General features: G+C 42.2%; 20 protein-coding genes and 1 pseudogene. 12 read left to right on the top strand and 9 right to left on the bottom strand.

From position 1 onward, the window contains the following. Window positions 1-240: 240 nt before the first annotated feature. From pgmB to IQ274_RS37395, 3 genes and pseudogenes are all read right to left on the bottom strand, one after another. A pseudogene (pgmB, locus tag IQ274_RS17580) lies at window positions 241-3,275 on the bottom strand (beta-phosphoglucomutase). A 388-nt stretch (window positions 3,276-3,663) separates the two neighbouring features. Next, window positions 3,664-6,087 carry a sucrose synthase gene (locus tag IQ274_RS17575; protein WP_194142995.1) on the bottom strand — a complete coding sequence of 808 codons (2,424 nt, stop codon included), beginning with the start codon at window positions 6,085-6,087 and terminating at the stop codon, window positions 3,664-3,666. Between the two features lie 392 nt (window positions 6,088-6,479). Further along, window positions 6,480-6,602 (bottom strand): hypothetical protein, encoded by a 123-nt coding sequence (locus tag IQ274_RS37395; protein WP_265578552.1) that lies wholly within the window; start codon window positions 6,600-6,602, stop codon window positions 6,480-6,482. A gap of 82 nt (window positions 6,603-6,684) precedes the next feature. Between IQ274_RS37395 and IQ274_RS17570 the strand changes: the two genes are divergently transcribed. Continuing rightward, complete coding sequence (locus tag IQ274_RS17570) at window positions 6,685-7,002, top strand: HetP family heterocyst commitment protein (protein WP_163930428.1); 318 nt, start codon at window positions 6,685-6,687, stop codon at window positions 7,000-7,002. Between the two features lie 254 nt (window positions 7,003-7,256). Here IQ274_RS17570 and IQ274_RS17565 read toward each other — a convergent pair whose 3' ends face one another. Beyond that, window positions 7,257-7,640 carry a beta-lactamase hydrolase domain-containing protein gene (locus IQ274_RS17565; RefSeq protein WP_194142994.1) on the bottom strand — a complete coding sequence of 128 codons (384 nt, stop codon included), beginning with the start codon at window positions 7,638-7,640 and terminating at the stop codon, window positions 7,257-7,259. 256 nt (window positions 7,641-7,896) lie between these two features. Continuing rightward, on the bottom strand, window positions 7,897-11,784 hold the full coding sequence (locus tag IQ274_RS17560) for a PAS domain S-box protein (protein WP_194142993.1): 3,888 nt from the start codon (window positions 11,782-11,784) through the stop codon (window positions 7,897-7,899). An 832-nt stretch (window positions 11,785-12,616) separates the two neighbouring features. Here IQ274_RS17560 and IQ274_RS17555 point away from each other — a divergent pair. Then, the gene (locus tag IQ274_RS17555) at window positions 12,617-12,868 is read left to right on the top strand and encodes a hypothetical protein (RefSeq protein WP_163930434.1); all 252 of its coding nucleotides are present in this window, start codon (window positions 12,617-12,619) and stop codon (window positions 12,866-12,868) included. Between the two features lie 552 nt (window positions 12,869-13,420). Here IQ274_RS17555 and IQ274_RS17550 read toward each other — a convergent pair. Beyond that, window positions 13,421-13,654 carry a DUF4327 family protein gene (locus IQ274_RS17550; protein WP_163930436.1) on the bottom strand — a complete coding sequence of 78 codons (234 nt, stop codon included), beginning with the start codon at window positions 13,652-13,654 and terminating at the stop codon, window positions 13,421-13,423. Window positions 13,655-13,954: 300 nt separating this feature from the next. Here IQ274_RS17550 and IQ274_RS17545 point away from each other — a divergent pair, with 300 nt between their 5' ends. Further along, the gene (locus IQ274_RS17545; protein ID WP_194142992.1) at window positions 13,955-15,187 is read left to right on the top strand and encodes a cysteine desulfurase-like protein; all 1,233 of its coding nucleotides are present in this window, start codon (window positions 13,955-13,957) and stop codon (window positions 15,185-15,187) included. A 197-nt stretch (window positions 15,188-15,384) separates the two neighbouring features. Here IQ274_RS17545 and glp read toward each other — a convergent pair whose 3' ends face one another. Continuing rightward, window positions 15,385-16,674, bottom strand: coding sequence for a gephyrin-like molybdotransferase Glp (gene glp, locus IQ274_RS17540; protein ID WP_194142991.1), 1,290 nt, complete (start codon window positions 16,672-16,674; stop codon window positions 15,385-15,387). Window positions 16,675-16,723: 49 nt separating this feature from the next. Continuing rightward, on the bottom strand, window positions 16,724-17,350 hold the full coding sequence (locus IQ274_RS17535; protein ID WP_194142990.1) for a PEP-CTERM sorting domain-containing protein: 627 nt from the start codon (window positions 17,348-17,350) through the stop codon (window positions 16,724-16,726). A 203-nt stretch (window positions 17,351-17,553) separates the two neighbouring features. On the opposite strand from IQ274_RS17535, the gene IQ274_RS17530 reads away from it, so the two are divergent. The 4 genes from IQ274_RS17530 (at window position 17,554) to IQ274_RS17515 (ending at window position 20,878) form a co-directional block, all read left to right on the top strand. Then, window positions 17,554-18,111: an RDD family protein gene (locus tag IQ274_RS17530; protein ID WP_194142989.1), complete on the top strand. Its 558-nt coding sequence runs from the start codon at window positions 17,554-17,556 to the stop codon at window positions 18,109-18,111. A 43-nt stretch (window positions 18,112-18,154) separates the two neighbouring features. Further along, window positions 18,155-18,349 (top strand): 50S ribosomal protein L33, encoded by a 195-nt coding sequence (rpmG, locus tag IQ274_RS17525; RefSeq protein ID WP_012411241.1) that lies wholly within the window; start codon window positions 18,155-18,157, stop codon window positions 18,347-18,349. Between the two features lie 2 nt (window positions 18,350-18,351). After that, entirely contained in the window at window positions 18,352-18,567 is a 216-nt protein-coding gene (gene rpsR, locus IQ274_RS17520) for a 30S ribosomal protein S18 (RefSeq protein ID WP_012411240.1), read from the top strand. A gap of 250 nt (window positions 18,568-18,817) precedes the next feature. After that, entirely contained in the window at window positions 18,818-20,878 is a 2,061-nt protein-coding gene (locus IQ274_RS17515) for a ribonuclease catalytic domain-containing protein (RefSeq protein ID WP_190934676.1), read from the top strand. A gap of 79 nt (window positions 20,879-20,957) precedes the next feature. Here IQ274_RS17515 and IQ274_RS17510 read toward each other — a convergent pair whose 3' ends face one another. Beyond that, complete coding sequence (locus IQ274_RS17510; RefSeq protein WP_194142988.1) at window positions 20,958-21,101, bottom strand: hypothetical protein; 144 nt, start codon at window positions 21,099-21,101, stop codon at window positions 20,958-20,960. Between the two features lie 236 nt (window positions 21,102-21,337). On the opposite strand from IQ274_RS17510, the gene rpmI reads away from it, so the two are divergent. The 5 genes from rpmI (at window position 21,338) to IQ274_RS17485 (ending at window position 25,631) form a co-directional block, all read left to right on the top strand. Further along, entirely contained in the window at window positions 21,338-21,535 is a 198-nt protein-coding gene (gene rpmI, locus IQ274_RS17505) for a 50S ribosomal protein L35 (RefSeq protein ID WP_012411238.1), read from the top strand. Window positions 21,536-21,554: 19 nt separating this feature from the next. Continuing rightward, a complete protein-coding gene (rplT, locus tag IQ274_RS17500) occupies window positions 21,555-21,911 on the top strand; it encodes a 50S ribosomal protein L20 (protein ID WP_069069781.1) in 357 nt (118 codons plus the stop codon). Between the two features lie 12 nt (window positions 21,912-21,923). Beyond that, entirely contained in the window at window positions 21,924-22,739 is an 816-nt protein-coding gene (locus IQ274_RS17495) for a transporter substrate-binding domain-containing protein (protein WP_194142987.1), read from the top strand. Between the two features lie 83 nt (window positions 22,740-22,822). Beyond that, complete coding sequence (locus IQ274_RS17490) at window positions 22,823-23,347, top strand: tetratricopeptide repeat protein (protein ID WP_194142986.1); 525 nt, start codon at window positions 22,823-22,825, stop codon at window positions 23,345-23,347. A 295-nt stretch (window positions 23,348-23,642) separates the two neighbouring features. Continuing rightward, on the top strand, window positions 23,643-25,631 hold the full coding sequence (locus IQ274_RS17485; RefSeq protein WP_194142985.1) for a primary-amine oxidase: 1,989 nt from the start codon (window positions 23,643-23,645) through the stop codon (window positions 25,629-25,631). The last annotated feature ends 90 nt before the right edge of the window (window positions 25,632-25,721 follow it).

Raw genomic sequence — 25,721 nt, 5'->3', positions numbered from 1 at the left:
GTTCAACAGTTATTAGAGATATCCAAAAATGAAATCGAAAAACTCAACCCCTAACACCCTTTTTGACGGCGGGAAGGGGGAAATTCAAAGTCTCTCTGCTTTTAGGAGGGATTTTCCAGATACCGTGAAAAGTCAGATCCTTAAACCTTGTAGAGACGCAGCATTGCTACGTCTCTACATTCTTTTAGTTATCAGTTTCATCGCTTGAGTTTAACTTTGATGCCATTGGTTTGATAAATTTTATTTGGAAGTCCCTGAATGTTTTTGTCTAGCAATGTCACTCAATTTGGCTCTTAAATTTGCCCATTTGATACCTTCTAGGCTGGGTAAGACAACATGAGCGGCTCCAACTCGTTCAACGGGGCCAAGTCCTACTGCCCACATCCCAGCAGCTAGAGCCGCCTCAATGCCTGCTGCGGCATCTTCTACAACTACAGATTGCGTTGGTTCAAGTCCTAGCTGCTTGGCTGAGTACAAAAATAGATCGGGTGCTGGTTTGGGTTTCTGTACACTATAACCGTCTGCGATCGCATCTACTTTATCAGCAATGCCCAATCGCTTGATTACTGTACGGGCATTTTTGCTGGCTGAACCAATGCCGATTTTAATCCCAGCTTGTCGCAGTTCATCCAAGAAGGCGATCGCACCCGGTAACAAATCCTTGGATGTCATATTTTGAATCAATTCCACATAGTAGCGATTCTTCCGCTCCATCATCTCTTGGATTTGTGCTTCCGAATATGGTCTATCCCCAAGAATTAGCATGAGGGAAGCACGACGAGATACACCCCGCAGCGCTTCATTATCCTGCCGATTAAATGGTATACCCTCTTCATCTGCTAACTTCTTCCAACCTAGATAATGAAGTTCTGCTGTATCTGTCAGCACACCATCTAAATCGAAAATGAATCCTTGGATGTTGGGGGACTGGGGATTCGGGATTGGGGAAGATGAGACAGATAAAGAAGAATCACTCCTGCCCCCTGCCCCCTGCCCCCTACCTCATTTGAGGGGGGATTTGGAGATAGGGAAAGTTGGAGATATTCTAGTTGACGATTTATATCTTGGCGGACTGGCCCTTTGCGGAGATCGAAGTCGTGCCATTTATCGCCCCAATGCAGTTTAAACTTCAGGCGCGTCCAGCTATCGGGCAGATGAGGGTTAGCTACTGGGCCATTTTCGGTGATTTGGATACCACCGAATCCAAAAATCACAGCTTGCCAAATGCCACCAGCACTAGCACCATGAATTCCATCGCTGGTGTTACCTCGGTTATCTTCAAGATCCACCATTAATGCGTGCAGAAACACTTCGTAAGCTTCGGTTGATTTGCCCAAATCGGAAGCTAAGATGGCGTGAACTGCTGGGCCAAGGGAAGAACCATAAGTAATATCGGTACGGGGTGCGTAGTAATCCCAGTTTGCCTGCAATGCTTTTTCGCTGTAGGGAAAATCTGCTGATTCTCGCATTAAATAAAGAAGCATCAATATATCTGGTTGTTTGATTACTTGATATTTGTTAATTTTCTCAACACCCAAGATCGGTTGCATAGAGCGATCGCGTGGTTCGTAGTCTGCTAAATTTATATCTTCTAATTGGAAAAATCCCTCGAACTGCTCGATGAGTTCTGTTACTGGGTCATAGAGAAACAATATTTTGTTGATAATATCTTGCCAGTGCGATCGATCTTGGACAGTGAGTTGTAGTTTTTCTTCTAATTCTCTGGCTCGTTCGGGGAATTTTTGAACCAGCCAATCATAGACTGCGATCGCTTTCTCTAAATGCCATTGCGTCATCCGGTTTGTAAAGGCGTTGTTGTGAACGAGTTCATGGTATTCATCCACTCCGATCACACCGCGAATTTCATACTGTTGACGCTCAGGATTGAATTCTACTCGACTAGCCCAGAAGATAGCGGTATCTAAGATGATCTCTGCGCCACACTTTTGCATCCACTCATCATCACCAGTGGTTTGCCAGTAATTCCAAGCGGCGTAGGGAATATCTGCATTGATATGAATTTCGCGATCGCGACACCAAATCCGCACATCTTCACCATAAAAATCATTTCCGAGCGCCCAACGTGGTGTTACTTCATCTCCAGTATCAGCACTTTCCCAGGCAAACATTGCCCCTTTATAGCCGTAATGGGCCGCTTTGCGTCTAGCTCCTGGTAAGGTGTGCCAACGGTAAGTAAGTAAGTTTCGGGCGATCGCTGGCTGGGTAAATATAAATAGGGGCAGCATAAAAATTTCTGTATCCCAAAATATATGACCGCGATAGCCAAACCCCGAAAGTGTTTTAGCAGGAATGCTCACCCTATCATCATTGCGTGCGCCAGCAATCAGCAGCTGAAACACATTGTAGCGAACAGCAAAAGCAGCTGTGCTATCCCCCTCAATTAGGATGTCACTTTGCTGCCAAACCTTATCCCATGCCTGCTGATTGGCTTTTTGTAGGGTTGGGTAGTCTGGCAGGTGGGCGAGTTTTTCTTGAGCGGCTGAGACTGGGGTATCAATCTCCTGTGAGGTAAAAACTGTCACTAATTTTTCTACTGTTACAGTCTGTTGCGCCTTAGCTAAGAAGTTACTGCTTAAGGTTGGATAACCAGGTGCGGTATTGACTTGCAAAGATGCTTCAGCGCCTAAGATTGTCACCTTAGCTCCCATCCCAAGTTCAATTCGGGAGTGGCGGGTGCGGCGTTGTAACCAGATTCCCTGGTCAGTTTTACCCTGATCTAGTCCTTCCCAGTGATTAAAACCCTGATTTTCAGGATAGCCGTTGATACTAGCTTGAATTTCGATTAACCCATCAAAATCTATTGGCGTTAAATGGCAGCGTAGCGCCAACACGTGCGGATCTGCGAGACTGGCAAAGCGTTCAAAGCTGATGTCTATGGTGTTTCCACTAGGAGAACGCCAACGCAAAGCCCGAATGACTAATCCCTGACGGAGATCGAGTTGGCGATCATAGCTCAATACCTCACCTTGATCGAGACGGAAGCGATCGCCATTCACAATTACTATCAAGGGTAGCCAGTCAGGGCAATTTACTAGTTCCGTGTACACTACCGGCACATCGTCGTAGACACCGTTGATAAAAGTAGCTGGTAATGAATGAGGATACCCTTCCTCAAAACTACCTCTAGTTCCCAAGTATCCATTGCCGATTGTAAAGACGGTTTCTTTAGATTGTAATTGGTCAGGATCAAACTGGGTTTCGATTAATATCCAGTCTGTGTAAATAAAATGGCGAGAACGGTCTTTTGTTTGCATAAAGTGGGGAGTAGGGAATGGGGAATGGGGAATGGGGAATGGGGAATGGGGAATTGGGAAATTTGATTCAGAGGTGGATGAATAAGTCTTTGAGCCTAATGCTTCAAGTTCTAATACCAATTTAATGTGAAGTTGCATATATCTTGATCCCCCTAAATCCCCCGATAAATTGGGGGACTTTGATAGATGTTTTTCTGGTTCCCCCCTTATTAAGGGGAGCCAGCGCGGTCTTCTCTGCGAGACGCTGCGCGGTAGCGAGTCATCGAGCGTCTGGGGTCTCCCCAAGTGGAGCGACTGGCGTGGGCTAGGGGGGATCGAATTATATGCAGCTTCATAAAAAATTGGTATAACACCTCCTCATAGACTCAAAATCCCCATCCAGTCACAATTACGAATTACGAATTAGCCCCATGTGCTTTTCTAAAATCTTTTCAGCTCTAGGTTTATAAATGAGATGGAATAATGTTTCCATATAGCGATCTCTGGCGTCGTTATTTTCTGGTGCAACAAAGTTCCAAAAAGTAAACATTTTTGCCAGTAGTAGTAATTGATTACTATGTAAATGCCAATTGTATCGGTTATGAACTCGCTGACTCATCCATTCTGAGACTTCGTACCAATGTTCAGGATGAGTATTGCATTGTTCAATAAAATCTAAAATTTTCTTTGCTGTTTCTACCAAATCTGTAGGATTAACATTAAATTCTTCCTCTTGGTTTTCGATAATTTCTAAAGAACCGCCAAATTGAGTTGCGAAAGTTGGCAAGCCAGAAATCATTGCTTCTAAAATGCTCCGCCCAAAGGATTCAAAGCGGGCAAAGTGGACAGAAATCCCCTGACAATCTGCAACTACTCGGTAGGCTTCGCCAAGGCTGCTGCTAGGAATACGCATCCCCAGCCAGCGAATCTTACTATGGAGATGATATTGATCAATAATATTGTGGAGTTTTTGGATTTCTTCTGCTTCTTCTGGGTTTGTAGCTTCATCAGGATGCAGTTTACTACTCAAGAGGATCAAGTTACAATGCTCTTGCAACCTCTGACTTTGACCAAAGCACTCAGCTAATCCCGCAAGGTTTTTGATTGAACTGATGGAACTAACGGAAAAGATTGGTCGCTTATTAGGGCTATCTAAATGACCCAATATTTGGGGATCTTCGCGGATAAAGAGTAGGTCGTGAATTTCTGTACAAAGGTTAGAATCTCGGTTTTCTTTCTGACTACAGGGAAAGAAAATACTTTCATTTACTCCCGGTGGTACTAAGTTGAATTTGGGACTAAACAAATCAATCCCATCAACTACGTGATACAACTGCGGCATAGTAAAGCATTTATACGATTCGTATTGACCTATAGTGTCTGGTGTGCCGACAATTTCTTGATAGGAGGATGTGATGATGAAGTCGGCTGCATTCATGCTAATTAAATCAGCAGTGAATTGTGCCGAAAAGTGGTATTGATTTTCTAAATCTTGCCAATATAAATTACTAAATAGATACTTAGGCTTTTCTAAAGAATGGGCAATATTGCACTGAGTAACTTTCATCCGGCGAGATAAAAGAGAAGCCACTAAGTTACCGTCACTGTAATTGCCAACAAGAAGATTAGGTTTACCTTTGAATTGAGTTAGTAATTCTTTTTCTGCATCTAAAGCAAATTGTTCTAAATAAGGCCAAATGTCAAATTTAGAAATCCAATTGTTAGTAATTTCTGGATTGAATTCACCAAAAGGAACGCGCAATATCCAAGCATTTTCAGTATCTTCGACTTTTTCTAGGGGCAGGTAACAAAATGTCCCTTCACAGTTAGGAATTAGTCGGGTGAGAATAATTACATGGGGTTTGATATCTAGCTGGTCTAGTCCAGCGAGTTTGATTTGTTCGCGCAGTTCGTTTTCTAAGCTGCGAGCTTGTTCGAGGACGTAGATAACTTGACTGAGTGTTTCATCTCTTCCGACAACATCTTCCTGTCCAACCCAGCCGTGGATGGAAATGAGGACGACGCGAAAAACGGCGGGGACGCGGGCCACAAATGCTTCTAATATGCCCGGTTCTGGAGAGTAAATGAGTCGGTCGAGGAGTTCTAGGGTTTCGGAGACTCGTGCCACATTGTTACCCCAACCTGGCTCAAAGCCGAGTTCTTGGAGGTCTAAGCGGAATTTTTCATAAGGTTCATCAGGCGATCGCTCATTCAGTAATTTGAGCGCTAGCTTAATTTGTTTGGCTAAATGAATACCGGAGGGAATGCGATCGCTCAACAGCAGCCGAATCCCATCATGTTGTAGCCCCTGTAATGCTTGAAACAGCATTTCTACCCAATATTCAGGGTCAGTCAACAATTGATTACACAGGTAACGGTTAAGGTAGGCTAAACCTTGACCAATATTTCTCGGGTCGTCGATTCTTGGAGAATCCTCGTAAAAGGGGTGAAGGTCGATTTCGAGGATACCGGGTTGGTAGCGGTTGACTAAGCGATCTCTTACATCTAGCAGCGCTTGTTGCGTCATCTGCTCGAAGCTATCTAAATTGGCTGTCAATCGCCAAACTTCCTGGTTAGCAATCTTGGGCCGAATCACGAACCAGGTACTTTCTTGTTCAATAATTATTTCGTGAGTGTACTGTATCAGTTTGCCAATACAAGAAGAGTGGTAAAAATAGGCTGGCTTTTGGGATTCATGACAGTAATCGGCAAAAGCTTGCAAAATCTCATTTCTCAGAAAATAACCCTTACCTGAAGCACTCAACGTATAAATTAACTGATGCAGAGCAGTTTTTTCATCACCGTTGAAGACAGCTTGAACTAGTTCATACATGATGACGAATTCCAAAACTTTAGCTAGTCCACGACCTCATTCTTTTCTCCAGTCTCCGGTTCCGTGAGGTACATTTCCCACCTAATAGTAGGTAACTATAAAGACCACGCGCGTCTAGCTATGGGATGAAACCTTGCGAGGACTTCAAATCTATGGGATGAGGGAGCAGGGGGAAGGGGAGAATTCGTAACTCCTAACGCTTCACGGGCTAAACCTTAGCTATCCGCTAACGGAACTGTTTTGCCCAATGCCCAATTCAAAAAACTGTCAATTTGGCTGGAGTAACAGCAAAGACAGATTATTCTATGTATAGTAGTTAGTTCTCAATCAAGCATAAAACACTATTCTCGGTCAAGCAATACAGCCAAATTTGAGCGATCGCTAGTAGAAAATTACTCCATAAATAAGTTAAATCCAGCAAGTTTTAGCATAATCAAACCAAATGTAAGCAGATTAAAGGCTGGTAAAACAGTCACTGCTAAAATTATCATCCGTCGTCGTTGTATTGCAGACATACTACTCAGCCCAATTCCAGCAACAGCTTATGGTGGCATAAACTGATACACCTCGATTTAGATAAGTTACATCAGGTTAGCTATGAACTACCACATTTCTTCTTCTGGGAAAAATTTTCACAAAGCCATTAGTCCAGAACAATTAGAGCAAGTTATGGAAGCCATTAGTGATGGTAGATATTCCTGGGCTTGTGTACTAATTTTGCGTTTCGTTGGTTACAATCCACTCCACTTTATTCCCCAACGAACTTACAGCCGTTTAATTAAAGACAATAGCCAGGTTTCAAATTCGTCTACATCTACAACAAATCAGAGCCAAGCAAATATCAAATCTTCTGTGACTAGCTCTAGTGGTTTTTACCCCACCCTAACCCTCCCCTTGGAAAGGCGAGGGAACTAGATTTCCGACTTCCCCCCAATCCATTGGGGGGATTGAGAGGGGTAATTTGACTTGTGTCTACACCGTAGCCTAAAAGGAGAGAGGTCAAACTGTATTGCTTCCATTCGAGAACCGCTATAGGAATCAAGAAAATAGAGAATTCCGATCCATCACTGATAGTGTAGCGCTAGCGATGTGAGGGTTTTTGCACCGAATTAATTATTAATTCTTAATCCTGAATTCTTTATTATATTAAAAATAAATTTAATTTATAATTATATTAAGCCTAAAGTAATAACTTTTTGCAGGGCTTTTTCAAAAGTTATGCCCTGTTTGATAGCGATATACAACAATACTATTGCGGCGGAACGAATTGAATTATCACAATGTATCAGAGTCGGTTTGGGTAATTCAGCGATCGTTTGATATATCTGGAGCATACTTTGATGATTAATGTCCTCAGTTTTGGTTGGGAAGTTAACGTAGTATAATCCCAAAAACTCAGTCTTCTCCTGTTCTTCAGCTAACAAGCCTGTTTCATCGGGTAAACGTAAGTTCAATACAGACTTATAACCCTCATCAGCTATTTGTTTGAGCTGGTCTAGTGTAATTTGTCCGGCGATCGCTAACTGATCGTTAATCTTCCTAACAATATTCATTAGCTACATTTATCCCATTTTATCAATGTTGGCCACCCTCTAAATTTAAGAAAACAATTTGAGGAACTTGTGAGGGATAGGGCATTGGGAATCAATACTTGTCGGGTTTTGGGGAAAAGGGGAAAGGGGAAAGAAAAAACCTTTAACCTTTACCTTTTAACCTTTTCCCCAAACCCAATTCCGAGTTAAAAATTCTTAATCGAGCAGTATTGCATTGGGAATTAATTCTTACCAATACACAATACCTACTCCTAGCTCATAACTCAGCACTGCTTCTAAATAAGTTGTGTAAACTTTTCAATAATTCTCTGGCCGTATAGGGTTTTGATAAAACTGCTTTCACATTAGCATCAGAAGCTTGAGCAAAGATTTCCATCGAGTTCAGTCCGCTACAGGCAATAATTTTAACCTGGTTGTTCATTTTTTGCAGGGTGCGAATAGCGGTGATTCCGTCCATCTCCGGCATCATTATATCCATCAACACGGCATTGATTTGATGCTTGTATTGGGCATAGAGTGCGATCGCTTCTATGCCATTGCTGGCAGCTACTATCCTATAGTTATAGTTTTCTAAAATGATTGCAGTAATTTCTCTAATTTGAGCTTCATCGTCTACAACTAAGATCAATTCTCTCTCTCCTGGAAGGACATCCAGGTCTTCTATATTGAACGCTTCAGTTGCTTCCACTGCTGGTAAAAACAGGTCAAATTTGCTGCCTTTACCAACATTAGTAGACACTTTGATAAAACCGGCATGGCTTTTAATGATGCCTAACACTGTTGAAAGTCCGAGTCCTGTACCTGTGTTGACTTCTTTTGTAGTGAAAAATGGCTCAAAAATTCTATTTAATATTTCTGGCGGTATCCCAACTCCGTTATCGGCAACGGTAATCATAATGTAATACCCAACTTGGGCATCGAGATTCATTCTGGTGTAAGCTTCATCAATAAACTTATTTTCTACAGAAATTGTGATCTTGCCACCATCTGGTAAAGCATCGCGGGCATTTACTACCAGATTCATCAACACTTGATGCAGCTGTGTGATGTCCCCAGTGATAGGCCAAGTGTCTTCTGGGATAATCGTGGACAATTCAATAGATTTGGGAAATGTTTCTTTAACGATTTGGATAATTTCTGAAATCAGATACTTAACTTGGATAATTATCCGCTCTCCTTTAAATCCTCGTGCAAATGACAAGACTTGCTTCACCAAAGCTGCTCCACGTTGGGCATTGCTTTCTACAAGTGCTAGCAGTTGCCCAAACCGCTCTTCGTCTTGGAAAAATTTTCCTTGTATCAATTGGGCTGCTGCCAAAATTGGTGTCAATATATTGTTTAAGTCGTGGGCAATACCACCTGCAAGGATACCAATACTCTCCAATCTTTGAGCGCGAAAGAACTGTTCTTCAAGTTGTTTCTTTTCGGTGATGTCAGTGTCAACACTCAGGATAGATTTAGGTTTTCCTTCAGGATCGCGCATCAATGTCCATCGGCTTTGCACAACAATTTCTTTACCGGATTTTGTCACTTTAAATAACTCACCTTGCCACGAGCCACTCTCAATTACACTTTTTAGCGGTACTTCCAGTTGGTGCTGGGTTCCTGCTGGGTACAAAATTTTCCGGAGGTCTTTTCCTATAACCTCTGTAGAGAGCCAACCATACATCCTCTCTGCACCTTTATTCCAAACTAATATTTGAGATTGGAAATCTCTAACTAATATGGCATCGGTGGCGATATCAAGTAGAGCAGCTTGTTCGGAAATTTTTTGTTCCGCCAGCTTGCGCTCAGTGACATCCCTATTTGTGCCGATCATCCGAATCGGCTGACCAATTTCGTTATAGTAAGTCTGACCTTTGCAGTTTAACCAGTGTAGGCTGCCGTCGGACCAGATAATCCGATACTCTATAGATCCCTGTCCTTCCGCAATCATCCGAGCTATATTCACAGCCACAGATTCCCGGTCTTCTGGATGGATTAAATTGAAATAATCTTCAAGGCTTGGACACAAGGTGTTGCTCGGTAGACCATAAAGTGGCCCCATATTGGCAGACCAAATACAAGTATTGGTGATCAGGTTCCGATCCCAGATGCCCATTTGGGCTGCTTCGGTAGCTAAACTCAATCGCGCTTCACTTTCTCGCAATGACTCTTCGGCCAATTTACGCTCGGTGATATCTTCGGCGATGCCACCATAAAACTGAACTTCTCTTTGGTCATCATAAACAGTAAAGCTCCGATCCCAAATCCAGCGTACCGATCCATCAGGTCGCAAAATTCGGTATTCTGCTGAAGCTGCCTCACCACTAAGTTGTTGCTTTGCTGCTTTGGCGGTTAGCTCGCGATCGTCTGGATAAACGTTGTCTATCCAGGACTCAGGCTGCTCCAATAGACTTTGGCAAGAGCGACCCCAAATTTTTTCATAAGCAGGACTAACGTACAAGGTTCGGAATGAATCTGGGCTGGCAATCCAGATGACTGCATGGGTATTTTCGGCAAAAGTGCGAAATTTCTCCTCGCTTTGGTGTAATGCGGCTTCGGCAAGTTGGCGTTGGTGTAACGCGGCTTGCTGTTCGGTAATATCTCTGCCTACCGTTTGGATTTCAACAGCTTCTCCTTTGTCATCATGAATTGCGATCGCATTCCATTGAAACCAACGAATACCTTTAACTGTAAATATCAGTTGCTCAAAATTAGTCAAGGGTTGGGATGAAGATCCTAAAGCTGTGATATTCTCCATCACTTGAGGCAAGTCATCTGGGTGAAAAAATTGCCAAAATGACTGACCATGATACTCATCTTGTTTCCAGTCGAAGGTTTGACAGGCAGCCATGTTAGCGAAGGTAATCTGCCCCTGCAAATCAATGCGGATAACTATGTCAATTTGACTTTCCACAAGTTGGCGATAGAGGTTTTCGCTTTGCCTTAATGCAAGTTCTGCGCGTTGGCGATCGGTAATTTCTTGTCGCAACAAAACGTTGGACATGGCAAGTTCTGCTGTCCGTTCCACCACTCGTTGTTCTAACTCCTCGTAAGCTTGGCGCAGTGCTTCCTTTGTCTGTTGACGTTCGCGAATATCGCAAAGTAACCAGCGCCAGCCAACAAGATCCCCTTCTGAATCATACATGGCAGCAACTCTAACGCTAGCCGGAAAAGCTTTACCCCCGCGTGGTTTTAGGGAAATTTCCCACTCCTGTAACTGCTGCGAATTATTTAGTTGGGCGTTAAAAGCCTGACGGTCTTGATGAGCAATAAATAAAATTAATGGTTTGTTTCGTAAATATTTTTGCCGGACAGCCAGCATGGTTGCTGCCGCTCGATTAGCCTCTTGGATAATCCCTGCTACATCAGTTACCAAATAACCATCTGGAGCAAATTCAAACAAATCCTGGTAACGTTGGCGCTCCAATTCTACTAGCTCACGGGCAAGAGACAACTCTTCGTTTTGTTCGCGTAGTTCTTCTTCCACTACTTGGAGTTCTTCGAGAGCTAGCTGAAGTTCCTGATTAACTTGCATGATTTCAGCCGATTGTGCCTCAACCCATACTTTTAAGTAATTTTGAGTTTGGCTGCGGACTTGCTCTATCTCAATTGGCTGATTAACCCGCCTGAATTCATCTGTGGGTTTTTGTAAATATTCTTGCAAGCCTTCAACGACCCCAATCATTTTTACCAAGTCAAATGCTTGTAGCAGGCTAGTCTGGGTAATGATTCCTAGTAATTGCCCGCGATCGTCCAAAACGGGCAAATAGTCAGTCTGATGCTGACGCAATAATGACAAGGCAATGAAAATATCATTAGAATCTGATTGTCTAAGGGTAACTACTGGCTGCGTCATCACTTCAGCCATTGTCAGCGTAGAGAAGTCTACTCCAGAAGCTATGAGTTTGATTACGTCCTTTCCTGTAAAAATACCTAATAATCTTCCTGCCTCCAAAACGAAGATGCAACTAGTTAGTGGTTGAGTTCTCAAGCCTAAATCTAATGAATTTAAACTAATAGGTGCATAATTGTTAGCTATTTCTTGACTCATTAAGGCAATAGCTTCGACTACAAAACTATCAATGCTAATCGTTAAGGGAGAACGATTAATAACATTAGTTAAACTAGGTATGTTAATCAGAGGATCGTTGAATCGCATAGTTAATTCGTCAATTCTAATGATCTTTTCGATATCAGTACGAAATAATAAAAGCTAGAGTAAGTAAATTGTTGAAAATCAATAATTATTCTGCTGCAATTGCTAATAAATCAACTATTTGCCCTGTAAACCTTACAAGACCTAACACAGGCGATACGATACAAGTTAGTAACTAAACCAGGAAGTAGATAGAATTTTAGAATTGCTAAACTCATTCTATTGTCAAATTAGAGATAGCAGATCATCTATCTCAAGAGATTACCCTAATTGATGGTCTTGGTAGTCTTATGAGTATGAAATATTTGAAATTAATTGAAGAGTGTAAAGATTAAAACCTTGCTCCCGAACATTTGTACTTTTGGCTTTTATTGATAAGGCTCCAGCCACACTTTCAAGAGACAGAAGCCTTAAAGGAAAAGGGTTTGACATTTTTATTCAATCATAGCGAGTTGCACGCCACCAGTAAGGCTGTTCTCAATACTACTCGGGTTTTGGATTTTGAACTCAGAATTGGGTTTGGGGAAAAGGTTAAAGGGGAAGGGTTAAAGGTTTTTTCTTTCCCTTTTCCCTTTCCCCTTTTCCCCAAAACCCGACAAGTATTGAGGCTGCTCTTAAGTCCAGATAATTAGAGAATTTCTCAATAGCCTAAAGTTATTACTTAAAAAGTATGTATAAATATTGCAAAAATATTAAGTATCTTAAATTTCTTCACAAGTTCCTCATTTTTTTAAACTATAGTCAAAATATAAACAAGTTGTTTTAAATATCTACGTGCTTGTCAAATGACTACTCTGATTTGCAATAACACTTTTATTAACAGGTTTGAGAAAATATGAATTACTGTCCTTGCTGTTCAAGCTTACTTTTAGAACATATACGCGGTGCAGATAGTTACTGGTTTTGTCGCCACTGCTGGCAAGAAATGCCAGTTTATAAGCTGAACGAATCCAGTTTATTCACCGAAGCTGTCATAGGGAAAATACCTAGGAAGCCTCAAAAAGAAAAATGTAAAAATAATACTGTTTACGCAAGCCAATGGCAACCTATCAAAGAATGGATAGGGCTACAAGATTTATCTGCCTAATCTGAACTTACCGTGATCGTTTTGGTATAATTCAGCTCTCAATAATTGGGCAAGTAATTGTCATAAAGTGTAAGGCTATAGTTCAACCATGAGGTATTAACTGACACGGCTAGAAATATCAAGTCTAAAAAAGCTTGATTTTCGATTGTTATCTCATTTATCGCCTCTACATAGGAATGGCTAATAGATGCCTTGCCTCTAATCAGCCATTAACAATTCGTAATTTGTAACGCTAGCACTGGTTCTCTGCTATTTTCCAGCACCTAACCCATTCATTAAGATTTATTGTTGACTTCAATAATTTCTTCTAGGACTTACGCAAACAATAGTCAAAACCCTGATTCTCTGGTAGGGGCAATTCATGTAGATGCGGAGCGGCTACTCTTACGAGAACGCTTTCAGCGAACCCGCAGGGTATTGTCCCTACCATGTGTAGTTTTGTGTAAGTCCTATCTTGTTTAAAACCCCCGACTTAACTCGAGGGTTTTAAATGCATGAAAAATGAATTTTTAATTTTGATTTTATCGGGATACTGCTAATGGGGCACTGCTTCTAGATGCAGCCTGTATCATCTTCCCAAGATTCATGATTGAGTAGGTCGATAATTCTATCTCTGAGTAGAAATTCGTTTTTTTCTAACTCAAGTTCAAAATTAACCCAGTCACGATGAGGAATATATTTACATAGGGTATAAATCGTCTGCTGACGGTTAACAAGTCTTTTTTTAACAAGTTGAAGTGCTTCTTCCTTGATAACTTCGATGTCGTATTTAACCGTAGTGTTCATAGGTCGTTCCTTTATTTTCAATCAAGGAATTAAGAATCAAAACAATGGTTTCTTTGACTCTACCTCAAACTTATCAAATAAATTGGCGAGAATTGTGAAGAATCAAGACATTAACTCTTGCTGGAACTTAGATATCTCAGTAAGATACTCTTTGAGTTTCCCAGTATACCCCCCCAAGAGAGATTTTTGCAGAGCAATAACGCTAATATAAGAAGCTGTAAATAGCAGATGTAGATACTCTTTGGGCTACTTGCCAAAACGTAGGTTAGGGTAAATAACATTCTCTACAAAACTTATACTATGCTTTTGAATCTTGATAAAGTTCGTCAATATTTTCCTGCGCTAGCTAGTGAATGGACTTTTTTTGATAATGCTGGCGGTTCACAAACTCTAAAAAAAGTAGTAGATAGAATTAGCGAATTTCTCCTAAGTTCCGATGTCCAGTTGGGAGCTTCTTATGCGGTTTCTCAATTTGCGGGAGAAAGATTGGCTTTAGCAACTAGGGGAATGGCTACTTTGATTAATGCCAATTCTTCTAAAGAAGTAGTGATGGGCCCATCTACGACAATGATGTTGAAAGTTCTCTCAATTTGTCTAGGTCAAACCTTTACATCTGGTGATGAGATTATTGTTACTAATTGTGACCATGAAGCCAATATTGGTGCTTGGGTGGCTTTGGAAAAACAAGGAATTAAGGTTAAAGTATGGCAAATTCGCCCAGATACCTTAGAACTTCATTTAGCAGATTTAGAAGCATTGATGAGTCAGCGCACCAAATTAGTAACTTTGACTCATGCGTCTAATGTTTTGGGAACTATTAACCAAATCAAAGAAATTGCTACATTTGTACACGATCGCAACGCGATGATTTGTGTAGATGGTGTAGCTTATGCACCCCATAGATTAGTTGATGTGCAAGATTTGGATGTTGATTTTTATGCTTTGAGTTGTTATAAAGTCTACGGGCCACACCATGCCTTACTTTATGGCAAAGAAGAACATTTATTAAGATTGCCCGGACTTAATCATTATTTTATTCAACAGACAGATATACCTTATAAATTTCAGTTAGGGAATGTCAATTTTGAATTAAGTTATGGAATGTTAGGCTTATGTGATTATTTAAGTGAATTAGCACAACTGCACTACGGCGATAAAACTGCACCTGATTTGAGAAGTCAGATGGTGCAAGCGTTTGATTTAATTAGCATACATGAAGAAGAACTTAGCGATCGCCTCCTAAGCTACCTCAACAGTAAGCCTAATGTCCGGGTAATTGGCCAACCAAATGCTGACCGTCAATGCCGTGTACCGACTATATCTTTTGTAGTAGATGGAATGAATAGCTCAACCATTCCGCCAAAAATTGACCAACATCATATTGGGATTCGCTACGGAGACTTTTACGCTAAACGGCTTATTGAATACTTGGGGTTAGCTTCACAAGGTGGAATAGTCCGGGTGAGTATGGTACATTACAACACCCTTGAGGAAGTTAACAGTCTGATTGAAGCTTTTGAGCAGTTATTTTAAGATTGGGCATTCAAAAGAGGTAGAGGGGAAAACTCTTCTCCCTTGCTCCCTGCCTCCCCAATACTTTTCGGTTAAACCCAATAATCTCTCTTTGGTCTGGGGAAAGGTTAAGGGGGAAAGGGGAAAGGGAAATTCAAACCTTTCCCTTTCTCCCTTCCCCCTTAACCGAAAAGTATTACCTGCCTCCCTACTCCCCATTAACTATTACTAAGCTGCAAAACTTGCATTTCTTCTTGTGGAGAAACTAATGTTTTACCCACCGGGAGAACAGCTAAAGCATTAGTCTGAGCCAAATTAATTAAATTTCCAGAACTGTGACTACCACCAGCTTTGTGAAATTCATAAACACCATCAATTAAATGCAATTTACCCCAAAGGTAAGTTTCTCGCTTGCCATCAGATCGCAACTCATCATGCGATCGCACTTTCAAAAACACTGGTTCCCAACCTTCAGTAATTCCCGAAAGTTTCTTGATTGCTGGTAGCACAAACCGCCAAAATGTCACCAACACAGCCGCAGGGTTTCCTGGTAAACCAAAATAAAGTGGGCTTGCCGTGAGCGTAGCCGAACGGGAGCTTGTAGAGACGCGATTAATCGTGTCTGGACTGGGGAAAGTGGCGACAGTAAGGGGTTTCCCTGGTCTCATTTCCACAGATCGAATGTGGATTTCTGCTTTTAGAGACTCTATAATTTTGTCAACATAGTCATAATCTCCCACTGAGACACCACCAGAAGAGAGAACTATATCAGCGATCGCCACGGCATGGGCAATAACTTTCTCCAGAACAACTGGATCATCCTTCACAATGCCTAACAGTATTGGTTCTGCGCCACTCTCCTTTACCAAAGCTGCGATCGCATACTGATTTGAATCCACAATTTGCCCTGGTTGTAACGGTTGATCAACTGTCACCAACTCATCACCAGTAGAAAAAATTGCCACACGCGGACGGCGGTAAACATTTAATTGTGGACATTGTGCTGCCGCCAATACAGCTATTTCTGAGGCATTTAACTTAATTCCGGCTGGTAACAGTTGTGTTCCAGCTTGGTAAAAAGATGCTTTGTGTCTGACAAATTCTTGCGGTTGTGGCGCAGCCAGGATAAATACGCGGTTTTCCTCGCGGCGTGTCCTCTCTTGTATGACTATAGTATCCGCACCTGCTGGAATCACCGCACCTGTGAAAATCCGCGCGGCTTCTCCTGATTGAATCGTAGACTTAGGCTGATACCCAGCCGGAATATCTTCAACAATTTCTAAAATGGCTGGTTGTTGAGCGCTAGAGTGCTGCACATCTTCGTACCGAACTGCGTAACCATCCATTGCCGAATTATCCCAATGGGGAAAATCTAGCGGACTGGTGACAGGCATTGCCAAAATCCGGCTATCGGCTGCCAATAAATCTACAACTTCTGTATCCCGTTGACAATCCAACGGTTGTACTAAATTTAAAATAATTGCTTGTGCATCGCTGACTGATACCATAGCGATCGCCTCCGACTTTTTACTTTATCTCTGTAAAGTAGCACTGAGTCTACTCTTGATTAGCTCTGGAGAGATTTCTATGAGCAGTCAATCCCAAACTACACACTGCTAGTAAACCGATAATTATGCTTCCTTCAGGAACTTTGGATACCTGAACGGAATTGTTACTTAAATCTAGGATTTGCTTTATGCCTGCTGCATCTCTATTGTTAAAACCAAATTCTTTAGCTAGAACCTCATTGCTAAAACCTTCATCAATGAGTGCGAGATTATTATTAAGCCAGGTGTCGCCAGGAAGTTCATCATCCTTACCAACATCAAAGGGGCCAAAGATTTGCTGGGTAGTATTATCAAAGTTAAATCTCAAAAAGCTGTAGTTAGATACACTACCAAGTACTGGAGTGAAACTATTAATCAGAGTACTAAATGGATCGAAGAAGGAAATTGAGAGAGACTGCAAGTTCTTCGTAGCTCCCAAACCTGCTTCAGAAATGACGCTTGGAGCAGTTGTTGTGTCGTAGTTAAATGAACCTTTAGCTGAATAACCCGTGTCTCCCTTCCAGTTAAAGTTGAACTCAGCAGCATCAGCTAGATTGTGAGTGGTTATAGCGATCGCTAATGCTAAAGCAGTAGTCGCCACCATCCCAATAGCTTTTTTAGCGAACAGATTTGTCATAGATACAACCTCCAAATAGGTTTTACAACAAAACAATACAATATTTACCAAAAACAGACTCTTGTGGAATGGGCAACATGAACGCCCTAATTATGAAATTTTTCTGTGTAAGGGTTTAAAGGCCAAACCCAAGTCATCACCTTAATATAAAAAACAGCAGCAATCATTATTCTCCAACCCCTAAATAAAAATACCTATTGTGTATGACTATCGAACGACTTCCCCAAAAACACTATCCCAAGGCTGAAATTGGGCGGCGAGGTATGGCATTAGGGCTTGATTTCCTTGGTGTCTGGTTAGTCAGTTCCCTACTAGGAGGCGGCGATATTGGGATTCAATTTGTGCAAATCCTAGTTTTTGTCATATTCTGGCTAGTTTTACGGGTGTTGGTGGTATACAACAATCAAGGGCAAAGTTTAGGACGTTGGGCGTTCGATTTAAAGGTGTTGGAAGTCGAAGATGGGGAAGTAGTGGGCAGAATTCCAGATTTGCTCTCGCTGGTGAAGCGAGAGGCGATTGTTGGTTTAGGTGCGCTTTTGGTGTCAATTACCCTGAGTAATATTAGAGCCAATCCCACTGCTATACTGCTAGTACTTCCCCTAGCAATTGATTGTGGGACTGCCTTCTCTGATACCCAGATGCGGCAGGCTTTACACGATCGCTATTGTGGAACTTTCATTGTTTCGTCGCGTCGTGGCTACTCACTTGATATAAAAGTTAAAAGATTAGTTGAAAATATGCGGCGGAATGTGAGAAGATAGTCATTTGTGTTAATTCTCTTCAGGCTTCACTGTTTGTAAGATTATGGCTAAGAGTAAAGGTGCCCGCATTATTATCACACTAGAGTGTACTGAGTGCCGGACAAATTCAGATAAGCGTTCTGCTGGTGTTTCACGTTATACCAGCACCAAGAATCGCCGCAACACCACTAACAGGCTAGAACTGAAAAAGTTCTGCACCCACTGCAACAAACATACCGTTCACAAGGAAATTAAGTAGAGATGAGTTATTTCCGTCGTCGTCTTTCTCCGATCAAGCCAGGAGAACCAATCGATTATAAAGATGTTGATTTATTGCGTAAGTTTGTCACCGAGCGGGGTAAGATATTGCCACGGCGGATTACTGGGCTTACGTCTCAGCAACAGCGAGAGTTGACATTAGCAATTAAACGTTCGCGGATTGTGGCTTTGTTGCCATTTATCAATGCAGAAGGTTAGAGCAATTTTGGATTTGGAATTTTAGATTTTGGATTATAAAGGGAAGCTGCATTTTAAATAAACATCTGGCTTTGTCTTTCTGATTCCAAAATCTCAAATCTGAATCAGAGAGTGTAAAATGAATTGCTGCATGAAAAATTGTTGGATTTAGGATTTCATAAACATCCAGTTGTAAAATCCAAAATCCAAGTTGCGCTGTAAGCGCACCAAAGGTGGAAGCAAAATCTAAAATTATTAGAGCGCGAGAGTTGTGGAGAAGGGCACGCTAGTTGAATTTAGGGTTCAAGGCGATCGCCGTCTGGGGATCGTAGAACGTCCAGACGGTAAAACCCGCTGGTTTGTGGTAGACGAACGTGGTCAATCCCACAGCCTCGCGCCTAGACAAATAACTTATACAGTTACCGGACAAACTTACAAGCCCTCTGAGATCGCGAGCTTTTTAGAGCAAGTCAACCCTTATTTAGACCCATCTAGCTTAGAGGTAGCTTGGGAAATACTGGTTGAAGATGGGGAAACAATAACCCCAGAGCTGATGGCGAATCTGTTATTTTCGGAATCAGCTGCGCCTCATTGTTACGCCGCCTATTGCTTGTTATCAGACGACAAACTTTATTTCAAGCAAAAAGGAGATGCTTACGAGCCTCGAACTGCTGCTCAGGTGGCAGAACGCAAGCACCAGATGGAAGTAGAGGCATTAAAAGCTAAAGGACAGCAGGAATTTTTAACTCGTGTTGAGCAGGCGCTCAAAGGTGAAGCAGTAGAATGGCAGCGCCACGATCGCCAGCGTCTAGAAGGACTAGAAAAATACGCAGCGTTGCTTGCTGACACAGTGCGGACGGGAGTTAATTATGACTCACTAGCTCGCGCTTACCCGCCAAGCGCTCCAGTATTAGAAACTATGACTATGCTGGGACGGCCCACAACGCCCCAAGGGGCTTTTCAACTATTAGTAGATTTGGGTTGCTGGAGTCCTTATGAAAACTTGTTCCTGCGTCGTTCTTCAATTCCGATTCAATTTCCTAATAAGGTGTTAGAAGTGGCGCAACAGCGTTTGGATTTCCCGCCGATTGACTCAGATACAAACCGCCTTGATCTGACTCACCTGAAGGTTTACACCATTGATGATGAAACTACCACAGAGATCGACGATGGTCTAAGTTGGGAAATTCTACCCGATGGACGGGAGCGCCTGTGGGTGCATATCGCCGATCCCACCAGATGGTTAGTACCGGAAGATGAATTAGATTTGGAAGCCAGAAAGCGGGGTAGTACAGTCTACTTACCTACGGGGATGATTCCGATGTTCCCAGAGGTATTGGCAACTGGGCCAATGAGTCTGATCCAGGGACGGGTTTGTTGCGCCCTCAGTTTCGGAATTGTTTTAGGTACAACTGGGGGAGTAGAAGATTACAGCATTCATACCAGTTCCATTAAGCCGACTTATCGTCTCACCTACGAAGATGTAGATGAAATGCTGCAATTACGGGTACAGGCAGAACCAGAAATTGCTGCGATCGCAAGTTGGGCACAGAAGCGCAAAGCTTGGCGTTACGCTCAAGGGGCAATTAGCATCACAATGCCCGAAGCGATGATCAAAGTCAAAGGTGACGAGATCAACATTGATATTTTGGACGATTCCCCATCACGGCAAGTAGTCGCAGAAATGATGATTGTTGCCGGTGAAGTTGCGGCTCGTTATGGTAAAGCTCATAACATACCTTTACCCTTTCGCGGTCAGCCCCAACCCGAATTACCCCCAGAAGAAGAATTACTGCTACTTCCAGCTGGATTCGTTCGCGCTTGCGCCATGCGTCGTTGTATGCCCAAGAGTGAAATGAGCATTACACCTCTGCGCCATGCTGGTTTAGGTTTGGATACCTACACCCAAGCAACCTCTCCCATCCGCCGCTACAGTGATTTGCTTACTCACTTTCAACTGAAAGCCCATTTGCGCGGTGAAGTTCTGCCATTTTCCGCAGATCAACTTAAAGAAGTGATGATGAATGTCACCAGCATCACCCAAGAGGTGACGATGGTAGAACGGCAAACGAATAGATATTATGCCCTAGAGTATTTACGCCGTCATCCAGAGGAAACTTGGGATGTAACTGTATTGATGTGGCTGCGAGAAGACAGCAACTTGGCCCTAATTTTGATCGAAGATTTAGGTTTGCAGTTACCAATGGTTTTCAAACGTTCTGTTAACTTAGGTGAACAGATAGTGGTGAAAGTTAGCCACGCCGATCCGCAAAAAGATATGATTCAATTTCAAGAAATAATTTATCAAGAAGCCCAAACAGCAGCGAATTAATTAATTCGTAATGATGCTCCTGCGTCGCTAACGTAATTCGTAATTATGTAAAACACTCGCGCGTAATTGTCTTTGCTTGCTAATCTTGAATTAGTTGGGTATGACGTTTGCGATCGCTGCAAAAAGCTCCGAAAAAGCCAAGGCGTATGGAATTGCCTGTGGCACATTGCTTGAATAAGGCTAAACAGGCAAAGTCAGTCTCCGAGACTAAGGAAAAATTCAAAGTTTTAAACCCGCCCTCATGGGTTTTGATTGTGTAGACGTGGTTTATAACGCAATACAGTTCAGATAAGACCAAAACACTTGTAGAGACGGCGATTTATCGCGTCTCGAAAACCCAAAATTTTGCCAATCGCCCTTAACCCAAGCGTATTGGTTTATAACGGACTATCTAACTTAATTTCCATTACAACAATTTTATTAGTATAATAATGGATCGTGTCTAATTAAAGCTATACCATGCCTAAACTCAAGACTCGTAAAGCCGCAGCGAAACGATTCCGTGCCACCGGCACCGGTAAAATCGTCCGTCGGAAAGCTGGCAAAAGCCACCTTTTAGAACACAAATCTTCCGACAAAAAACGTAGCATGTCCAAGACCACACTTGTACATGAACGTGATGAACTCAACGTGCGCTTGATGCTCCCATATTTGTAAGTCCTTCAGGAAATAAGTTATGACTCGGGTAAAACGCGGTAATGTAGCTCGCAAACGCCGCAATAAAATTCTCAAACTAGCTAAAGGTTTTCGCGGTTCTCACTCAACTCTGTTTAGAACTGCCAACCAACAAGTAATGAAGGCACTACGCAGTGCCTACCGCGATCGCAAAAAGAAAAAGCGCGATTTTCGTCGCCTCTGGATCACCCGCATCAACGCTGCTTCAAGACAACACGGCTTGAGCTACAGCCAATTGATCGGTAACTTGAAAAAAGCTGATATCCAACTAAATCGCAAGATGTTGGCACAATTGGCAGTCCTCGATCCAGCTAGCTTTGGCAAAGTTGCGGAACTAGCAAATCAAGCTAAAGGATAAAGGTGGCAAGGGATGTATAACAGATGTAACAGATGGCAAATAATTACTCGGTTACATCTGGTATTATCCGCCACGATATTTTGGATATCTTGCTTTTCCATAGTGGGGACAGGATTCACTGCATCTGCCGCCGAAATGCCAGAAATTCAGCAGCGCGGCTATCTAACTGTTGCTGTTAAAGACAACTTGCGTCCCTTGGGATTTAAAGATGCCAAAGGTAATTTGCAAGGTTTAGAAATTGACTTGGCACAGCGATTAGCACTTGACTTAGTTGGGAAAGCAGATGCTGTCAAATTGCAACCTGTAGCGAATCGCGATCGCCTGTCTGTTGTCTTAGACAAGAAAGTTGATTTTGCGATCGCTAGGGTGACAGCAACCGAGTCACGCAGCCGTATAGTTAGTTTCAGTGTTCCCTACTATTTGGATGGCACTGTATTAGTTACAAAAGATGCCTCTGTGAATAAGTTGAGTGATTTGGCAAAACAAAAAATTGCCGTACTTAACAACTCCAGCACCATTGCTCAAGTACGGTTCTATCTGCCAAACGCCGAGTTGGTAGGAGTAAATTCATATCACGAAGCGCGAGAGAAAATAGAAAGTAATACAGCCGTAGCCTTTGCCGCCGATGCTAGCGTTCTAAGCGGTTGGGTGCAACAATATCCTCAATATCGGCTACTGCCAACTAAGTTATCAACTGAACCCTTGTCTGTAGTTATGCCCAAGGGATTGCAGTACGATGAATTAAGACGAAATGTGAATCAAGCGATCGCTCGTTACTTAGAACAAGGTTGGCTCCAGCAACGCTCTCAATATTGGGGTTTACCGTAAATTGGTCATTGGTCATTGGTCATTAGTGAATAACAAATGACAAATGATAAATAACAAACTTTATAATATTTGTATTTGCAGCAATGGATAACAGTCTAGCCGTTGTTTATCTCTCAATTTTGGTGTTTATACTCACAATTGCAGCCGTGAGTGTTTTTCGCCAGATTTTCAAAACTCGCAAGATTGAAGGCTCCTTTGCAAAATTGCGAAAGAAGTTAGAGAAAGAAAAGGGTACGACTCAAGAATATTATGAGTTAGCCAGTATCTATTCAGAAAAAAAATTATATTCCCAAGCGATCGCGCTGTTTCAAAAAGCTCTGAAAGCTGCCGAAGAAGAGGGAGAAGAAAATATTGCTCCTATTTACAACGGGCTGGGTTATATTTATTTTACCCAAGAGCAATATGACCTCGCAATTCGTCAGTATAAAGAAGCCCTGAAATCTAAACCAGACTACGTAACAGGGTTGAATAATATCGGTCACGCTTACGAGAAGAAAAAATTAACTACTCAGGCGTTACAAAGCTACGAAGAAGCACTAAAGCTCGATCCAAATAACCCTATTGCTAAACGCCGTGCTGAATCTTTACGCCGTTTGGTTTCTGCGTAAATGAGAGAATGCAATACGGTTCGGTTAAGGAAAGAGACGCGATAAATTGCCGTCAAGACAAAGGACTGATTATTGTAAAGACGGCGATTTATCGCGTCTTTGTGATCTAGGGCGTGTCATAAAAAAACCTTATCCGAAAAGTATTGTGAGAGAATGGGGCATGGAAAAAAACTTTATTAGTCCCCAATTACCCTAATCGCTAACAAATTAATTTGGCTTTAGCTTCTTAATTTATCGGGTTTCAAGCTTCGGCTTAGAAATAGATAACTATACGTCTTTTGTAAGAATGTGAAAGATGATTAAGCGGCTAAGGCATTTTTTGTGGCTAGCTATTGCCATAATTGTTTTTATTTCTCTTTCATTTGGATTAATGGGAATATTGACGGCTCAACAGCCTGTGATTTCCCATCCTCTCACTTCGCTAACAGAGGCAGAAATTAATACAGCTGTTTCGATCATTCAAAAAGAAAAAACTTTGAGCGAAATGGCAGCTTTTCCACTGATTGCTTTACAAGAACCAGATAAAGAAGAAGTTCTAAAATTTATACCTGGTAAAGCTTTTGCAAGAAAAGCTTTTTTGGTTATTTATGAGCGATCGCAAAACAAAACTTATGAGGGAATTGTTGATCTAAAAAACAAAAGCTTAAGTTCTTGGAAAGAAATACCCTCTGTTCAACCTGCGATCGTCGCTTCAGAATATGAACTGGCAACTCAAGCTTTTAAATCAGACCCCCAATGGCAAACAGCGATGCGAAAGCGGGGAATTACAGACTTCAACCAAGTCAAAATCAGTTGTTGGGCTCCAGGAATTCTGAGTAAACAGGAAGAAACAGCAGGAAACCGTCTTTGTCGGGGTTTATTCTACTACAAGGGCGAAAGCGAACGCTGGAATTATTACGGCAGTCCAATTGAAGGAATATTGGGAACCGTCAATTTGAACACAGGTAAAATTTCTAGTTTCGTGGATAGGGGGATAGTTCCTTTTTCCAAGGAAAACTGGAACTACGATGTCAAGTCCTTGGGTAAATTACTTTCACCACTTAAAGCATTAAAGATTCTGCAAGCAAATGGTGCAAGTTTCCGGCTCAATGGCAATGAAATTAGCTGGCAAGGTTGGAAGTTCCGCTATGTAATGCATCCCCGTAGTGGATTGGTGCTGTACCAAGTGACATACAACGACGGCAAAAATATCCGGCCAGTTTTATACCGCGCTAGCTTATCAGAGACGGTAGTGCCTTACGGCGATCCAGATCCCACTTGGTCATTCAGAAATGCCTTTGATGTTGGGGAATACAATTTTGGCTCCCTCGCAACCACGATGGAATTAGGTAAGGAAATTCCTGAAAACGGTCTTTTGCTAGATGCTGTGTTTGCTAATGGCGACGGAGAGCCTTATGTCATACCAGGAGTTATCGGCATATACGAGCGAAATAACGGTATGCTCTGGAAGCATTATGAGTATGGCACCCAGCGTAATGATGTTCGTCGTAGTCGAGAATTAGTCATGACAATGACTGCGGCCATTGACAATTATGATTACAGCATTAATTGGATTTTTCACCAGGATGGGACTTTGGAAGTCCAAAATGAATTAACGGGTATCGTGCTGGCGCAGGGAACGGCTGCTCAAAAGCAATCTGAGGATAATTCTTATGGTTGGCTAATTGCTAAGAATATCTTCGGAGTAAATCACCAACACTTTTTCAACTACCGCCTGGATTTCGATGTCGATGGTCAGGCTAATTCTGTAATGGAAATGAACGTGAAAGCTTTACCGATGGATGAGAAAAATCCATTAGGAAATGCGATCGCAGTTGCAGAAACCCCACTCACCAAGGAAACGGCTGCTGTGCGCGATTTGGATATGAAAAGCAGTCGGGAATGGATGATTGTGAGTGCAGACAAGAAAAATCCGCTAGGGGCTGCACCTGGATATATGCTGATGCCTGGTGGAAACTCCATGTTTTTTCCAGTGGAAGGCTCGAAAATCCGTCAAAGGGCAGAATTTGCAACTCATCACGTCTGGGTAACAAAATATAAACCTGCTGAACTCTATGCTGGCGGCGATTATCCCAACCAGACTCAACCAGGACAGGGTTTACCAAAATATATTGCAGACGATGAACCCTTGATGGGTGAAGATATCGTGCTGTGGTACACAATGGGGGTAACTCATGTTCCGCGATCGGAAGATTGGCCGGTGATGCCTGTTCACCGAGTTGGCTTTAAGCTAGTCCCTAGAGGATTCTTTAGCCGGAATCCAGCGATAAATTTACCTGAGTAAAATATTTGTTGGCTCAAGTTTCCTTCCTTCAGGTTTTTTGTCATGTCTAAAGGCGGTAACTTGAATGCTGATAAACTTATATAGGTCAAA

It is taken from the genome of Nostoc sp. LEGE 12447 (assembly GCF_015206985.1).
Lineage (GTDB): Bacteria > Cyanobacteriota > Cyanobacteriia > Cyanobacteriales > Nostocaceae > Nostoc.
Note: the sequence above shows the minus strand (reverse complement) of the source record. Positions and strands in the feature narration are given on the sequence as shown.

Bases quoted from the DNA above. Each gene is read 5' to 3' on its own strand.
- rpmG (WP_012411241.1), top strand. From the start codon at position 18,155: ATGGCTAAGAGTAAAGGTGCCCGCATTATTATCACACTAGAGTGTACT.
- IQ274_RS17560 (WP_194142993.1), bottom strand. From the start codon at position 11,784: ATGCGATTCAACGATCCTCTGATTAACATACCTAGTTTAACTAATGTT.
- rpmI (WP_012411238.1), top strand. From the start codon at position 21,338: ATGCCTAAACTCAAGACTCGTAAAGCCGCAGCGAAACGATTCCGTGCC.
- IQ274_RS17495 (WP_194142987.1), top strand. From the start codon at position 21,924: ATGTATAACAGATGTAACAGATGGCAAATAATTACTCGGTTACATCTG.
- IQ274_RS17490 (WP_194142986.1), top strand. From the start codon at position 22,823: ATGGATAACAGTCTAGCCGTTGTTTATCTCTCAATTTTGGTGTTTATA.
- IQ274_RS17530 (WP_194142989.1), top strand. From the start codon at position 17,554: ATGACTATCGAACGACTTCCCCAAAAACACTATCCCAAGGCTGAAATT.
- IQ274_RS17545 (WP_194142992.1), top strand. From the start codon at position 13,955: ATGCTTTTGAATCTTGATAAAGTTCGTCAATATTTTCCTGCGCTAGCT.
- rplT (WP_069069781.1), top strand. From the start codon at position 21,555: ATGACTCGGGTAAAACGCGGTAATGTAGCTCGCAAACGCCGCAATAAA.
- glp (WP_194142991.1), bottom strand. From the start codon at position 16,674: ATGGTATCAGTCAGCGATGCACAAGCAATTATTTTAAATTTAGTACAA.
- rpsR (WP_012411240.1), top strand. From the start codon at position 18,352: ATGAGTTATTTCCGTCGTCGTCTTTCTCCGATCAAGCCAGGAGAACCA.
- IQ274_RS17575 (WP_194142995.1), bottom strand. From the start codon at position 6,087: ATGTATGAACTAGTTCAAGCTGTCTTCAACGGTGATGAAAAAACTGCT.
- IQ274_RS17550 (WP_163930436.1), bottom strand. From the start codon at position 13,654: ATGAACACTACGGTTAAATACGACATCGAAGTTATCAAGGAAGAAGCA.
- IQ274_RS17555 (WP_163930434.1), top strand. From the start codon at position 12,617: ATGAATTACTGTCCTTGCTGTTCAAGCTTACTTTTAGAACATATACGC.
- IQ274_RS17565 (WP_194142994.1), bottom strand. From the start codon at position 7,640: ATGAATATTGTTAGGAAGATTAACGATCAGTTAGCGATCGCCGGACAA.
- IQ274_RS17535 (WP_194142990.1), bottom strand. From the start codon at position 17,350: ATGACAAATCTGTTCGCTAAAAAAGCTATTGGGATGGTGGCGACTACT.
- IQ274_RS17485 (WP_194142985.1), top strand. From the start codon at position 23,643: ATGATTAAGCGGCTAAGGCATTTTTTGTGGCTAGCTATTGCCATAATT.
- IQ274_RS17570 (WP_163930428.1), top strand. From the start codon at position 6,685: ATGAACTACCACATTTCTTCTTCTGGGAAAAATTTTCACAAAGCCATT.
- IQ274_RS37395 (WP_265578552.1), bottom strand. From the start codon at position 6,602: ATGTCTGCAATACAACGACGACGGATGATAATTTTAGCAGTGACTGTT.